Genomic DNA, 12946 nt, shown 5'->3' with positions numbered 1-12946 from the left:
AGCGCCTCAAAGGCGCTTTTTTGGGTCATTTTCTTTGAATTACCCAGTTTGGCGCCCGTTCAACATCTGTCGGGGCCCCGAGGCGCGTCCTATCGCGTCTTACGCTTCGTATAGCGCTGTTGGAGAGAAAGCCTTTTCCTGCCTGCGGAATAAACCCTTAGGCAAAGTTACGAGGCTTCTGAGGAGAGGCAGCCAGTTTCCCACCTTCCAAGAACTCCTATACACGGCCAGATAATATGCTTGATGGTTGGGCACGGAGTCATTTCAGACGCCGGGGCATGCCTGCGAATGTAGAGCCCTGGAAAAATGGCAAAGAAAAACCCGCTTCACCTTACGATGAAGCGGGTTTTTGCAAACCTGATCTGAACAGACCGTTCAGGTCGAGCCATGTTCCTGAACAGCTTCCAGTTCAGCGCGAACCGATTGCAGTTCACGGCTGATCTGATCGTGCATGTCCACGTCGTTCGGACCGATTTCGGCCCATCGGCTTTCCAGATCCCGTAGACGGCTCTTGGCCTCATCCACGGACAGCTCACTCATGAGCTGTGCGGAATCGGCCAGAATGGTGCAGTGATCAGCGCCCATATCGGCAAAACCGCCCGTCACGAAGTAACGGTCAACGATCTTGTCACCCTGATAAAGGGCCACAACGCCGCCCCGCAGCTGAAGCATCAGCGGTGCGCGGTCCGGCATGGCTGCAATATCGCCTTCCATGCCCGGGACCACGGCCATGTCGACGTCACGTTCGACAAGGCGCTTTTCCGGGCTGACGATCTCGATGCGAAGCGGCATCGGATCAGGCCTCCTGCTTCATCTTCTCGGCCTTCGCAACGGCCTCGTCGATGTCACCGACCATGTAGAAAGCGCCTTCCGGCAGGTGATCGTACTCGCCAGCCACGACAGCCTTGAAGGAACGGATCGTATCTTCCAGAGACACCAGCTTGCCCGGAGCGCCCGTGAAGACTTCGGCCACGTGGAAAGGCTGGGACAGGAAGCGCTGGATGCGACGGGCGCGGCCAACGATCTTCTTGTCGTCTTCGGACAGTTCGTCCATGCCAAGGATCGCAATGATGTCCTGCAGGCCCTTGTAGGTCTGGAGCGTCTGCTGAACCTGGCGCGCAACCTGATAGTGTTCTTCACCAACGATCTTCGGATCGAGCGAACGGGATGTCGAATCCAGCGGATCGACAGCCGGATAGATGCCCATTTCCGCGATCGAACGGTTCAGAACCGTCGTTGCATCAAGATGCGCGAAGGTCGCGGCAGGCGCCGGATCGGTCAGATCGTCAGCCGGGACATACACGGCCTGAACGGACGTGATGGAGCCCTTCTTCGTGGACGTAATACGCTCCTGCAGGGCGCCCATCTCGGTGGCCAGCGTCGGCTGGTAACCCACTGCGGAGGGGATACGGCCCAGAAGTGCGGAGACTTCGGAACCGGCCTGCGTGAAGCGGAAGATGTTGTCCACGAAGAACAGGACGTCCTGACCTTCTTCATCACGGAAATATTCGGCAAGCGACAGGCCTGTCAGGGCGACGCGCGAACGGGCTCCCGGCGGCTCGTTCATCTGGCCATAGACCAGCGCAACCTTGGACCCCTCGGTCGAGCCGTCTTCGGCAATCTTGATGACGCCTGCGTCCTGCATTTCGAAATACAGGTCGTTACCTTCACGCGTACGCTCACCAACACCGGCGAAGACGGACACGCCGCCATGGGCTTTCGCGATGTTGTTGATGAGTTCCTGAATGATGACCGTCTTGCCGACGCCGGCGCCACCGAACAGGCCGATCTTACCACCCTTGAGGTACGGGCAAAGCAGATCGACGACCTTGATGCCGGTCACGAGGATTTCGGACGCAGCGGCCTGGTCTTCGAAAGCCGGGGCCGGACGGTGGATCGGGAAGCGCAGTTCGCTGCTGATCGGGCCGCGCTCGTCGATGGGCTCACCAACGACGTTCAGGATACGGCCGAGCGTTGCCGGACCAACCGGAACCATGATCTGCGTGCCCGTGTCACGGACTTCAGCGCCACGGACCAGACCGTCGGTCGTGTCCATGGCGATGCAGCGGACCTGGCGCTCGCCGATTTCCTGCGCAACTTCCAGAACCAGCGTATGATCGCCGTTCTGGACGTGCAGAGCGTTCAGGATGAAGGGAAGATCGCCTTCGAACTGCACGTCCACGACGGGGCCGCGCACCTGGGTGACGCGGCCGACCACGTTGTTGGCAGCTCCGGCAGAAGGGGTAAGGGTTTCGGACATCGGATTCGTCTCCTGCGTGATCTCAAACGGCTTCTGCGCCGGAGATGATTTCGATCAGATCGTTGGTGATGTTGGCCTGACGCGTACGGTTGTACTTCTGCGACAGACGGTCGATGGCCTTGCTGGCGTTACGGCTGGCATTGTCCATCGCGGTCATGCGCGCGCCCTGCTCGCCAGCAGCACTTTCCAGCAGGGCCGAGAAGATCTGGACCTGAAGGTTGCGCGGCAGAAGCTGCGTCAGAAGCGTCGTCTCGTCCGGCTCGAATTCATACTGGGCCGTGTCGGCATCCGGAGCGGCATTGTCGTTCTCGGGAACCGCGAGCGGAACCAGAGGCGCCTGTACCGGAACCTGCGTCATGGCATTGAGGAAGCGGTTATAGACCAGCGTGCAGCGGTCGATCTCGTCTGCTTCCAGCATGGTGACGATCCGGCTGCCGATATCGGCAGCCTTGTCGAACCCGACATCCTTGCCTTCGGTTCCGGCCAGACGGTCAACGACCATGTCCGGATAGTGACGCACGAGGATATCTGCCCCCTTGCGACCGACCGGCAGGATGCGGACCGTCTTGCCTTCCGATACCAAGCTATCGACCAGCTGACGGGCACTGCGGACGATATTGGCGTTGAAGCCGCCGGCAAGGCCACGGTCAGAGGTCAGCACCACCACGAGATGGGTCTGGTCCTTGCCCGTTCCCGCGAGAAGGCGCGGCAGGCTTGTCGCGTCCTCACCCCGGGTCGCCGTCGCCAGCTCTGCCATCATGCGACGCATGGCGTCGGCATAGGGGCGAGCCGCTTCGGCCTGCATCTGGGCGCGTCGCAGCTTGGAGGCTGCAACCATTTTCATCGCGTTCGTGATCTTGCGCGTCGATTTGACGCCCGTGATCCGTCCACGCAGTTCCTTCAGCGAAGCCATGGGCTATCCTCAGGCCGAAAAGCGCTTGCCGAATGCTTCGAGCAGCTCCTTGAGCTTGCCTTCCGTCTCCGGCTTGATCTGACGGTCATTGCGAATGGCCGTCAGGATGTCAGAGCCCGCACCGCGCAGCTCGGACAGGAGAGCGGCTTCGTAGGCCACAACCTTGTCCACGGCGATCGGATCAACGTAGCCACGCGTACCGGCATAAAGAACAACAACCTGCTCTTCGACGGGCAGCGGGGACGTCTCGGGCTGCTTCAGCAGCTCGACCAGACGGGCACCACGATCAAGCTGCTTGCGGGTTGCGGCGTCCAGGTCGGAAGCAAACTGCGAGAATGCAGCCATTTCACGATACTGTGCCAGCTCCAGCTTGATCTTGCCGGCAACCTGCTTCATCGCCTTGATCTGGGCTGCGGAACCCACGCGGGACACCGAACCACCGACGTTCACGGCCGGGCGGATACCCTTGTAGAACAGATCCGTCTCAAGGAAGATCTGACCGTCGGTGATGGAGATCACGTTGGTCGGGATGTAGGCAGCCGTATCGCCAGCCTGTGTCTCAATGACCGGCAGGGCCGTCAGAGAGCCGCCACCATTGGCGTCGGACATCTTGGCCGCACGCTCCAGAAGACGGGAGTGCAGGTAGAACACGTCACCGGGGAAGGCTTCACGCGCCGGCGGACGACGCAGCAGCAGGGACATCTGACGATACGCCACAGCCTGCTTGGACAGATCGTCGTAGCAGACAAGAGCGTGCATGCCGTTGTCACGGAAGTACTCACCCATGGCGCAGGCCGTGTACGGTGCGAGATACTGCATCGGAGCCGCATCGGAGGCCGTAGCGGCAACAACGATGGAGTATTCCATCGCGCCATGCTCGGTCAGCGTGCGGACCAGGTTGGCCACCGTGGAGCGCTTCTGACCGATGGCGACGTAGATGCAGTACAGGGACTTCTTCGGATCACCTTCGGCATTGACCGGCTTCTGGGCGACAATGGTGTCGATCAGGATCGCGGTCTTGCCCGTCTGGCGGTCACCGATGATCAGCTCACGCTGGCCACGTCCGATGGGAACGAGAGCGTCGATGGCCTTGATGCCCGTCTGCATCGGCTCGCTGACCGACTGGCGCGGCATGATGCCCGGAGCTTTCACTTCGGCGCGGCGGTATTCAACGTCCGTCAGCGGGCCACGGCCGTCGATAGGGTTACCCAGACCGTCAACCACGCGTCCGAGCAGGCCCTTGCCGACCGGAACTTCAACCACGGACTTCGTACGCAGGACGGTGTCGCCCTCGCGGATGCCGTCGCCGTCGCCGAACAGAACCACACCGACATTGTCGGCTTCGAGGTTCAGAGCCATGCCCTTGAGGCCGGTTCCTTCGAACTCGACCATTTCACCGGCCATGACGTTGTTCAGGCCGTAGACGCGGGCGATGCCGTCGCCGATGGACAGGACCGTTCCCGTTTCGGAAACGGTCTCGACCTGGTCGAAAGACGCGATCTGCTGCTTGAGGATGTCCGAAATCTCGGCGGGACGGATATCCATCACGCGGCTCCCTTCATGGCGTTCTGCAGGCGGGTCAGGCGCCCGGCGATCGAAGTATCAAAGAGTGTGGAACCGATCCGTACGGTCATGCCACCAAGGAGGGCAGCGTCCGTATGTTCGGTCATGGACACGCGGCTGTAGCCGGCTTCGGCCAGTCGGGCCTGAAGCTGGCTGCGCTGCGTGTCGTTAAGAGGCTGTGCGGAGCGGACTTCGGCCACGACTTCGCCACACAGGGCGGAATCAAGCGCCAGAACACCGTCCAGAATGGATGCAAGATCAGGCAGGCGACGGTTTTCGGCGATGACGCCGACGAACCGGCGCAGGACGTCTCCAAAGCCGAGCTTCGACATCAGGACATTCGAAACCGTCTGACCCTGACGGATGTCCATCCGGGCGTCAGCCAGGAATTTCCGCAGGTCGTCGCTTTCGGAAATGGCGGTACGCAGCGCCTTCACTTCACCCAGAACATCGGGAAGATTCCCCTGCTCCGAAGCAAGATCATAAAGCGCACGGGCGTAGCGCTGGGCCAAGCCCCCTGTCTGTCCAACCTGCGGCACCTGTGTCACCGTCACACGCGTGTTCCGTCTCACTAAATCCGCCGCAGAGTGCGGCCGGAACCGGCTTATCCGGTTCCTTGCATCAAAACTGTCCGGACCGGGCATACACGTCCCTGCGCAGGATTCGTCTGAAACCCGGTCCTCCACTTGGCGCCGCCTCTAGCACGCTGTCCCAGCCCTGCGCAACCAAGAGGATCGCAAATAGGCCTGTCAGACATGAGGATCGTGGCCCGGGTTTGCGTTTTATGCGCCCGAACTGGCATGACGGGCGTTTCACGGCAGCTTTCCGGATAATTTTCGTCCGACCCGCGGCCTCTCCGCGAAAACCCGCGACACAAAACCCCAACACGAAACAACGGAGATTCGATGTCCATCCAGAAGCGCTTTTTTCTCCTGCTCGGCGCCCTGTCGGTTTCCGCGCTGGACACAGCGGCCCACGCGGCTCCCATCGAAGACAAACCTTCCTTTCCCACCATCTCCTACTGGGACAACTGGACCGATCCGCAGGGCACCACGCATCTGACCAAGTGCAAGATGTCGACCTTCCATGAAGACTCGATCACACCAGGTGGTGACAAAATCATGTTCAGCAGCCCCCATGACGGGCCGGCGAGCGTGACGCTGCGCGTTCAGCCTCCGCACTGGAAAGGGGGGTGGAGCGAAAGCCATCAGGTCCAGTGGATCGTGCCGCTTTCGGGAATCTATTTCGTCAAGGCCATGGACGGAACCAGCGTCGAGCTGAATCCGGGCGACATCCTGCTCAGCGAGGACGTAGCGCCGATCGCTCACGGTTCCGACCCCAAGGGTCATCTGTCAGGAAATGTCGGCGACGCAGCCGTAGCGCTTCAGGTTCTCCAGTTCGGAGATGCCGCGCCATCTCATATTCCCTGCCAGTGGCAGTGACATAAAAGAGCTGGATTTTAAGGAAATCTGGAGCGGGCGAAGGGAATCGAACCCTCCTAAGAAGCTTGGAAGGCTACTGCATTACCACTATGCTACGCCCGCCCTGATTGGGAGTGTCCTTACTCCATCTCCTGCCGAACCCGCAAGAGGAGAAAATCCAAAATGGAAATTCCACAACAAAGATCTTCAGGGCACTTGACTTTTAGTCCTGAACATTCTCTTTTGCGGCCACTGTCGCTGGCATGACGTTCGCAAGACGCCCTGCACGACGATAGGGGTGTAGCTCAATTGGCTAGAGCGCCGGTCTCCAAAACCGGAGGTTGAGAGTTCGAGACCCTCCGCCCCTGCCACTCCTTCTCGCCGGATGTCCCCCCGACACCGGGAGCGGGACTTTCACTTGATTCGAGGACGATGGTGTCGGTCAGTACCCCGAAGGACGAGTCGCGAAAGACAGCGCCTCAAAAGAACGGATCCGGCTTCAATCTGGTCGCTTACGTCCGTGACGTCCGCGCCGAAGCGAAGCGCGTCACGTGGCCGACCCGTCGCAACACCCTGATCACGTCAGGTGCCGTGCTGGTCATGGTAACCGTGACCTGCATCTTCTTCTTCATCGTGGACCAGCTGATCGGCCTTGGCGTCCGCGGACTTTTTGGCGTCGGAGGCTAGGTTCGCACCATGGCGAAGCGTTGGTATGTTGTTCACGTCTATTCCGGATTCGAGAAAAAGATCGCGAGTCACATTCAGGAACAGGCGGCACAGAAGGGCCTTTCGGACCATTTCGAACAGATCCTCGTCCCTTCCGAAGACGTGACGGAAATGCGCCGCGGCCGTAAGGTCAATGCGGAGCGCAAGTTCTTTCCGGGCTATGTCCTCGTCAAGATGGAACTGACGGACGAAGCCTGGCATCTCGTCAAGGACACCCCAAAGGTCACGGGCTTCCTCGGAACCCGCAACCGTCCGACCCCCATTACGGCTGCTGAAGCCGACCGGATCATGAAGCAGGCACAGGAAGGCGTCGAACGCCCCCGTTCGAGCCTTTCTTTCGAGATTGGCGAGCAGATCCGCGTGGCAGATGGTCCGTTTACGTCCTTCACCGGCATGATCGAGGATGTCGACGACGAACGTCAGCGCCTCAAGGTCAGCGTTTCCATCTTCGGTCGCTCGACCCCTGTGGACCTCGACTTCACGCAGGTTGAGAAGCTCTGACGCTTTTCTTTCTGCCGGTTCTTCCAACAAAAAAGGCTCCCATTCCGGGAGCCTTTTTTGTTTGTGACTTCTGCTAAGCCTCGTCAGTTCGTGAGGGGGGGCGGAAGGAGACGCAGCTTTTCGGCGGCCTGATCGGCAATCGCAGCTACCCCCTGACTCAGGGCCGCAGTCAGCTTTGTCGTGTTGGATGCCACGACGTCCTGCGACTGCCAGACCAGCGGCGATGTCAGCACAGGACCAATCATCTTCCCCGCCGGATGAACCGACAGCGTACCCGTCACGAGAGCATGGCCTGCCGAATCGGCTTCGAAATTACGAAGGGTCAGCTCGACATAGGCTGACGGCGTCGTGCTCACCGCGTCATTCTCGGCAAAAACAGTCGTACCCGGCAGGCGCTGGGCCAGATCGCCCGTCAGCGTGTGACCCACCATGTCCGGAAGCGCCTCGCTCCAGCTTGTGCCGGTTGCGAGCCGCGTCTGGTAATCCTCATTGGCCCTGACAATCGTGTCACGATCGAGCCGCCCGCTGACAACAGGCGTCCGGACCTCGACTACGACAGGACCGCCTGCCTGTGCCACTCCGGGCACAGGAGCCAGCGTATAGAGCGTCGGATCACTGCTGCAGGCCGTGAGAAAGCCCGCCATTCCCAGAGCACCCATCAGGGACAGGAGACGAAGGCGGGGCATCGAAGACTGTGTCATGGCTCAGTTCCTGCGGCCGGTGATGAGAGCGGAGGGGTGGTGGTCCAGATAATCCGTGAGGAAGCGCAGGGAGCGCGACATCTGGGTCAACTGGACGATCATGCCCTGGAGGCTGCGGTGGAAATCCGTGTCGCCGCCATAAGACCCCAGAACCGATTGCGCACTGTTCATCGTACTCTGAAGGCTCTTCATCAGTTCCGGCAGGTTCTGGTTGGCAGTTTTCGTCAGTCTGTTCAGGTTCTGGAGCGAATCGCGCAGAGCCGCGAGGGACTGCGTGACTTCAGGACTGTTCAGACGGCCATCCGCATGCGCCAGAAGATCGTTCACGTGCCCACCGATTTCGGTCAGCGGCATTGCCGCGATCTTGTCGGTGATGGTGGAGACGGATTCCATGATCCCGTCCATGCCGCCAGCCTGGCTTGGGAGAACGGCGACATCGCCTTCATAGGTCAGAGTAGTGACGGGCGCGCTCTTGACGAATTGCAGGGCAATCATTGATTCGCCCGTCAGGAAGCTGGCGCTCTGGACCGAGGCGCGCATCCCTTCGGCCACGAAAGCCTGAAGATATTTCTCAACCGACGCATCCTTGCTGTTCTCGACCCGCTCATCCCAGTTCGACAGCATACGCTCGGGCTCAAGCTCCATATCCACGCGGACACGAGGCAGCTTCGTCGGCCCCTGAAGGAGGAGACGGACATCCGTGACGGTGCCAATCTGAAGACCGAACATCGTCACCTGACTGCCGTTCGTCAGACCTTTGACGGAGGAGTTGATGTAGGTCACGACCCGCAGGTGTTTGTGATAGCGGGCGTTATCGGCATCGGCCTCGCTGGCATAGAGCTTGAAGACGGAATTAGCTGGAGCATTGGGCACGTCGATGGCAAGGCGCTGCTCGGGCAGACCAAAAGCAATGCCGCCGGAGAACAGGGCCTGAAGCGATTTGAGCTGGACCTTCAGCCCTCCCGCACCAAGACCGACCTGAACGCCTGAGACGTTCCAGAAACGGCTGTCCGTCCGCAGATAGTGATCGTAAGGCGCTTTGACGAAAGCCTGAATGACGATCGGCCCTCTGCCACCCGGCGGCATCGTGTAGCCGAGCACCTCACCCACCTGAAGATCGCGGAAGAAGACCGGCGAGCCCGGGCCGAGCGATCCCAGTGAGGGAGACACCAGCCAGAAGGTCTCACCCGGCTGGTCCGAACGGACGCCGGGCGGCGATTCCAGTCCCTTGAAGAATTTCTGGTAGTGGCCGTCATCCGTCCCTGGATCCAGAGCGATATAAGCTCCCGAGAACAGCGTATCGAGGCCGGTGATGCTGGCGCCGTTGATGCGCGGGCGCACAACCCAGAAACGGGTGTGGTCGGTGAGGATATGGGCGCTGTTGGCGTTCATCTGCACCGTCACGTCAACATGTTTCATGTCGTCGCTCAGGGTGATGTCCTGCACGGTGCCAAGCGTCACGGCCTTGTTTTTCACCTGCGTCTGGCCAGGTGTGAGGCCATCCGCCGTTTCAAACGTGATGGTGATTTCGGGACCACGCGTGGCGAAATGCTCCCACGCCAGCCATCCGGCGATGAGAATGGCCACCACGGGAATCAGCAGAATGAGAGAGAAACGGGTGCGGCGCACCGGGGCTTCCTTGGGCGAGACCGGCTGCTCCCCCCGGTTGTTTCGGGAATCGCTCACGCGCGTTCAGGCTCCATGTCGTTTGGGTCAGAAGAAGGCAGTTGCGGAACAGGCGCGGTCGGAGACTCTGTCTCAGGGGGCGTCCCGTCCGCCAGAGGAGGTGCGACCACGCCATTGAGACCGGCTGCATCCCACATGCTGCGGGGATCGAAAAGCTCTGCCGCAAAAATGGTCAGGATCACGACCAGAGCAAAGCATACCATCCCCGGATCGGCCGTGACATTGGCCAGAAAACCGAAATGCACGACGGCAACGAGGATGGAAATCATGAAGACGTCGATCATCGACCAGCGGCCGATGATGACGACGAGCCGGTAAAGCTTCGAGAGATTGCGCAGGTGCCAGCGGGAGCCGAGCCGGGTGCCGATGATCATGATGGTCAGGGCAACGATCTTGAGGACCGGCACGGTGATACTGGCAAAGAGCACCAGAAGGGAAAGCGGGATCATTCCCGCCTGCCACAACTCGATCACACCGCTGATGATGGTGCTGGGGGCTCCCTGCCCCACTTTTGTGTAGGTCATGACCGGCAGGAGATTGGCCGGCAGGTAGAACACGACACCTGCCACCAGAAGACAGGTGGCCGAGATGAGGCTCTGTGGTTTGCGGCGGCGCAGGATCTGTCCGCATCGCGGGCAGTCACCCATGTCCTGCTCCTGCGGCACGGCATGATCGAAGGCCAGCACCAGATCACAGGCATGGCAGGAGAGCATGTTTTCCACGGGCGGAACAACGCCGTTGCGGGCATCCAGATGCGCGACATCCAGACGGTGTCCGTGATGGCCTTCAAGCGTAGGGCGGATGTCGCGGCTGCGCCAGATCCGCTCGGCGTCGAACGTGGAATCCACGGCGGCCATGCTGAGCATCAGACCACCCAGAAGGTAAACACCAGGCTGAAGGATGACGAGCGCAAGGTCAACGAGTTTGGTGTAAGCCACGAGCACGCCGAGGACATAGACTTCCACCATCGACCAGCCACGCAGGCGGTCGTACCAGGTGAGAAGACGCGGGGTCCAGTCCGGCATCTGCGGACGGGAGGCTCCATACAGAATGGCCGCCATCAGGGCGATGATGACGCCAGGCATCAGGACTGTCACCAGACCAACGAGAACGCCAATCATGCCGTACCCCTGATGCCCGAGTTCGATCGGACCGCTCATGAGGGAGACGGTATTTTCGCGCCCATAGACATTCAGCGTCATGAGAGAGCTGATGAGGAGAGTGGCGTAAAGCGCGGCGGATGTGATGCAGAAGGCGGCCGGGGCGCCGATCAGGGATGTCTTGCGACGGCGCGCAAGCTGGCAACCGCAGCGCAGACACTCCGCCAGATGACCAGGCTTGAGGCGCGGAACATGCTGGAAAAGGCCGCAGGTCGGGCATTCACGCAGGCCTTCCACCGCGTGGATGGAGGCGTGGGGCTCCTGACTGCGGGAGAAGCTGACGGCATTGCGCCACAGCCGTTTATGGAAACGGTCAGACATCGGGCTCCTAACCTAGCGCAGGGAGCCGTCTTTTGACAGTCTGCCCTCCTCCGGGCAGTCCTCTGCATCGGGAAATCGACACTTACCGTAATCCCATCGCAGGCGGATTGCCCATAAGGAAGCCGATCGTATCGGCAATATTTTGAAAAAATGTGAAGATCCGGGTTCGGAACATCAAAATTCCGGCCCCGTCCTGAATATGGCCAGTGGACTTTGCGATCCGGAATTTTGAGAAGACCTTGATGGTGCCGGTGAAGAGATTCGAACTCCCGACCCCATCATTACGAATGACGTGCTCTACCAGCTGAGCTACACCGGCGCACCCATCAAGGTGGCCGCGTTCTAACCGAGCCCTTCGGGGTTGGCAAGCCGGAAAATGCAAAAACCGGCCCGCATCTTCAGTAGCCGCGTCCTGTGTCGATGACGCCGGTCATGGACTCGCCGGCTTCGTAGCGGCGCAGATTGGCCAGAACGACCTCGGCCGCGCTGTCCGACTGTGCGGCGCTGGCGATATGCGGTGTCAGGAAAATGCGGGGATGATCCCAGAACGGGTGTTCGGCGGGCAACGGTTCGGGCGTGGCGACATCGAGAACCGCCTGCGACAGCTGGCCACTGTCGAGGGCCGGGATCAGATCGTCCTGCACCAGATGGCCGCCGCGTCCACAGTTGATGATGCACGCGCCTTTCGGCAGTTTTTCGAACAGGTCGCGGTTGAGGATGCCGCGTGTAGCTTCCGTGAGCGGGACAAGGCAGACCAGAATGTCGGTCTGCGCCAGAAACTCGTCCAGCTCCGCTTCTCCGGCAAAGGATGTCACGCCCGCGACCTCCCGGCGGCTGCGGCTCCAGCCCCGGCAGTCATATCCGAGGGCGACGAGCTTTTCCAGAACGGGGCTGCCCAGTTCTCCCATTCCCATGACACCGACGCGATAGAGCCTCGCAGGCCGGTTGTGCGAACCGTTCCAGACATGCTCACGCTGCTGCCGGGCATAGCGGAACATGTCACGGTGGCAGGAGAAAACCGCCCACAGGACATATTCGATCATGCCCTCAACCAGACTGTTCTCCACCATGCGGATGATCTGCACACCGGGGGGAATATTGGCCAGGTTAAGCTGGTCGATTCCCGCGCCCAGCGAAAACAAAACCTCGAGATTGGGAAAAAGCGTGGCGAGATCGTCCGGCGTCTTCCACGCCACGAGATAGCGGACATCCTCTTTCGGGCCGGTTTCAGGCCAGACATGAAACGGCATGTCCGGTCGGGCGCTGGCGAATTTCTCTCGCCAGATGGCGGCGCGTTCGGGCGTTTGATGGAAGACGAGCGACATTCTGCGTGTTCTCCGACCGGAAATATGTCCGGAGATGGTCGCGCCATGCGGGATTCGGATCAAGCCCGCTCCCCTGCCCTCACACCTGTTTGTGTAGGGACACAGAACCGGGGAACGCGTGCCGGGTTCGAGCGTAGAGAAGGCCGGATCTCATGCAGGAGGGCAGGATCATGCCTCGTGGGGACAAGTCAGCCTATACCGACAAACAGAAACGCAAAGCGGAGCATATCGAGGAGAGCTACGAAAAGCGCGGCATCTCCGAAAAGGAAGCGGAGCGCCGCGCTTGGGCCACGGTCAACAAGGACGACGGCGGCGGAAAGAAAAGTGGTTCAGGCCGGAAGAATCATCCGAAATAGAGCTTCCGGATAG

12 protein-coding genes, 3 tRNA genes and 1 pseudogene are annotated in these 12946 nt (G+C 60.4%); 5 read left to right on the top strand and 11 right to left on the bottom strand.

The window, feature by feature from the left end:
- Positions 1 to 375 precede the first annotated feature (375 nt).
- Genes atpC through atpH form a run of 5 tightly spaced genes read right to left on the bottom strand, consistent with a single transcriptional unit; the run spans position 376 to position 5290 of the window.
- Positions 376 to 792, bottom strand: coding sequence for an ATP synthase F1 subunit epsilon (gene atpC, locus A0U94_RS14265; RefSeq protein WP_077803744.1), 417 nt, complete (start codon positions 790 to 792; stop codon positions 376 to 378).
- A 4-nt stretch (positions 793 to 796) separates the two neighbouring features.
- Complete coding sequence (gene atpD, locus A0U94_RS14260) at positions 797 to 2260, bottom strand: F0F1 ATP synthase subunit beta (RefSeq protein ID WP_062028184.1); 1464 nt, start codon at positions 2258 to 2260, stop codon at positions 797 to 799.
- 22 nt (positions 2261 to 2282) lie between these two features.
- Complete coding sequence (locus A0U94_RS14255; protein ID WP_077803743.1) at positions 2283 to 3173, bottom strand: F0F1 ATP synthase subunit gamma; 891 nt, start codon at positions 3171 to 3173, stop codon at positions 2283 to 2285.
- Between the two features lie 9 nt (positions 3174 to 3182).
- Entirely contained in the window at positions 3183 to 4718 is a 1536-nt protein-coding gene (gene atpA / locus A0U94_RS14250; protein ID WP_062028188.1) for a F0F1 ATP synthase subunit alpha, read from the bottom strand.
- Positions 4718 to 5290 (bottom strand): ATP synthase F1 subunit delta, encoded by a 573-nt coding sequence (gene atpH / locus A0U94_RS14245; protein WP_077803742.1) that lies wholly within the window; start codon positions 5288 to 5290, stop codon positions 4718 to 4720. The genes atpA and atpH overlap by 1 nt, the downstream gene beginning before the upstream one ends.
- Positions 5291 to 5641: 351 nt before the next feature.
- On the opposite strand from atpH, the gene A0U94_RS14240 reads away from it, so the two are divergent.
- Positions 5642 to 6178 (top strand): cupin domain-containing protein, encoded by a 537-nt coding sequence (locus A0U94_RS14240; RefSeq protein WP_062028192.1) that lies wholly within the window; start codon positions 5642 to 5644, stop codon positions 6176 to 6178.
- A gap of 28 nt (positions 6179 to 6206) precedes the next feature.
- Here the strand turns inward: A0U94_RS14240 and A0U94_RS14235 are convergent.
- A tRNA-Gly gene (locus tag A0U94_RS14235) sits at positions 6207 to 6280 on the bottom strand.
- A gap of 171 nt (positions 6281 to 6451) precedes the next feature.
- Here A0U94_RS14235 and A0U94_RS14230 point away from each other — a divergent pair.
- From A0U94_RS14230 to nusG, 3 genes are all read left to right on the top strand, one after another.
- Positions 6452 to 6528 (top strand) — tRNA-Trp (locus A0U94_RS14230).
- A 61-nt stretch (positions 6529 to 6589) separates the two neighbouring features.
- Complete coding sequence (gene secE, locus A0U94_RS14225; protein ID WP_208611655.1) at positions 6590 to 6844, top strand: preprotein translocase subunit SecE; 255 nt, start codon at positions 6590 to 6592, stop codon at positions 6842 to 6844.
- A gap of 9 nt (positions 6845 to 6853) precedes the next feature.
- Positions 6854 to 7384, top strand: coding sequence for a transcription termination/antitermination protein NusG (nusG, locus tag A0U94_RS14220; RefSeq protein ID WP_062028195.1), 531 nt, complete (start codon positions 6854 to 6856; stop codon positions 7382 to 7384).
- 83 nt (positions 7385 to 7467) lie between these two features.
- On the opposite strand, the gene A0U94_RS14215 is transcribed toward nusG, so the two are convergent.
- The 5 genes from A0U94_RS14215 to A0U94_RS14195 form a co-directional block, all read right to left on the bottom strand.
- Positions 7468 to 8085 carry a PqiC family protein gene (locus A0U94_RS14215; protein ID WP_062028197.1) on the bottom strand — a complete coding sequence of 206 codons (618 nt, stop codon included), beginning with the start codon at positions 8083 to 8085 and terminating at the stop codon, positions 7468 to 7470.
- A gap of 3 nt (positions 8086 to 8088) precedes the next feature.
- Positions 8089 to 9771: a PqiB family protein gene (locus A0U94_RS14210; RefSeq protein ID WP_077803741.1), complete on the bottom strand. Its 1683-nt coding sequence runs from the start codon at positions 9769 to 9771 to the stop codon at positions 8089 to 8091.
- Positions 9768 to 11252 carry a paraquat-inducible protein A gene (locus A0U94_RS14205; protein WP_062028201.1) on the bottom strand — a complete coding sequence of 495 codons (1485 nt, stop codon included), beginning with the start codon at positions 11250 to 11252 and terminating at the stop codon, positions 9768 to 9770. Before A0U94_RS14205 ends, A0U94_RS14210 begins: the two co-directional genes overlap by 4 nt.
- A gap of 243 nt (positions 11253 to 11495) precedes the next feature.
- A tRNA-Thr gene (locus A0U94_RS14200) sits at positions 11496 to 11571 on the bottom strand.
- 79 nt (positions 11572 to 11650) lie between these two features.
- On the bottom strand, positions 11651 to 12577 hold the full coding sequence (locus A0U94_RS14195; protein ID WP_077803740.1) for a 2-hydroxyacid dehydrogenase: 927 nt from the start codon (positions 12575 to 12577) through the stop codon (positions 11651 to 11653).
- Between the two features lie 170 nt (positions 12578 to 12747).
- On the opposite strand from A0U94_RS14195, the pseudogene A0U94_RS14190 reads away from it, so the two are divergent.
- Positions 12748 to 12915: pseudogene (locus A0U94_RS14190) on the top strand (plasmid stabilization protein); the annotation flags it as partial.
- Between the last annotated feature and the right edge of the window lie 31 nt (positions 12916 to 12946).

The sequence above is a fragment of the Gluconobacter albidus genome (assembly GCF_002005485.1).
Classification (GTDB): Bacteria; Pseudomonadota; Alphaproteobacteria; order Acetobacterales; family Acetobacteraceae; genus Gluconobacter; species Gluconobacter albidus.
The sequence above is the reverse complement of the archived record's forward strand: the minus strand, read 5'-3'. Positions and strand labels throughout refer to the sequence as shown.

Excerpts from the sequence above, each read along its gene's own strand:
- A0U94_RS14215 (WP_062028197.1), bottom strand. The coding sequence starts at position 8,085 with ATGACACAGTCTTCGATGCCCCGCCTTCGTCTCCTGTCCCTGATGGGT.
- nusG (WP_062028195.1), top strand. The coding sequence starts at position 6,854 with ATGGCGAAGCGTTGGTATGTTGTTCACGTCTATTCCGGATTCGAGAAA.
- A0U94_RS14240 (WP_062028192.1), top strand. The coding sequence starts at position 5,642 with ATGTCCATCCAGAAGCGCTTTTTTCTCCTGCTCGGCGCCCTGTCGGTT.
- A0U94_RS14255 (WP_077803743.1), bottom strand. The coding sequence starts at position 3,173 with ATGGCTTCGCTGAAGGAACTGCGTGGACGGATCACGGGCGTCAAATCG.
- atpA (WP_062028188.1), bottom strand. The coding sequence starts at position 4,718 with ATGGATATCCGTCCCGCCGAGATTTCGGACATCCTCAAGCAGCAGATC.
- atpD (WP_062028184.1), bottom strand. The coding sequence starts at position 2,260 with ATGTCCGAAACCCTTACCCCTTCTGCCGGAGCTGCCAACAACGTGGTC.
- atpC (WP_077803744.1), bottom strand. The coding sequence starts at position 792 with ATGCCGCTTCGCATCGAGATCGTCAGCCCGGAAAAGCGCCTTGTCGAA.
- A0U94_RS14205 (WP_062028201.1), bottom strand. The coding sequence starts at position 11,252 with ATGTCTGACCGTTTCCATAAACGGCTGTGGCGCAATGCCGTCAGCTTC.
- secE (WP_208611655.1), top strand. The coding sequence starts at position 6,590 with ATGGTGTCGGTCAGTACCCCGAAGGACGAGTCGCGAAAGACAGCGCCT.
- A0U94_RS14195 (WP_077803740.1), bottom strand. The coding sequence starts at position 12,577 with ATGTCGCTCGTCTTCCATCAAACGCCCGAACGCGCCGCCATCTGGCGA.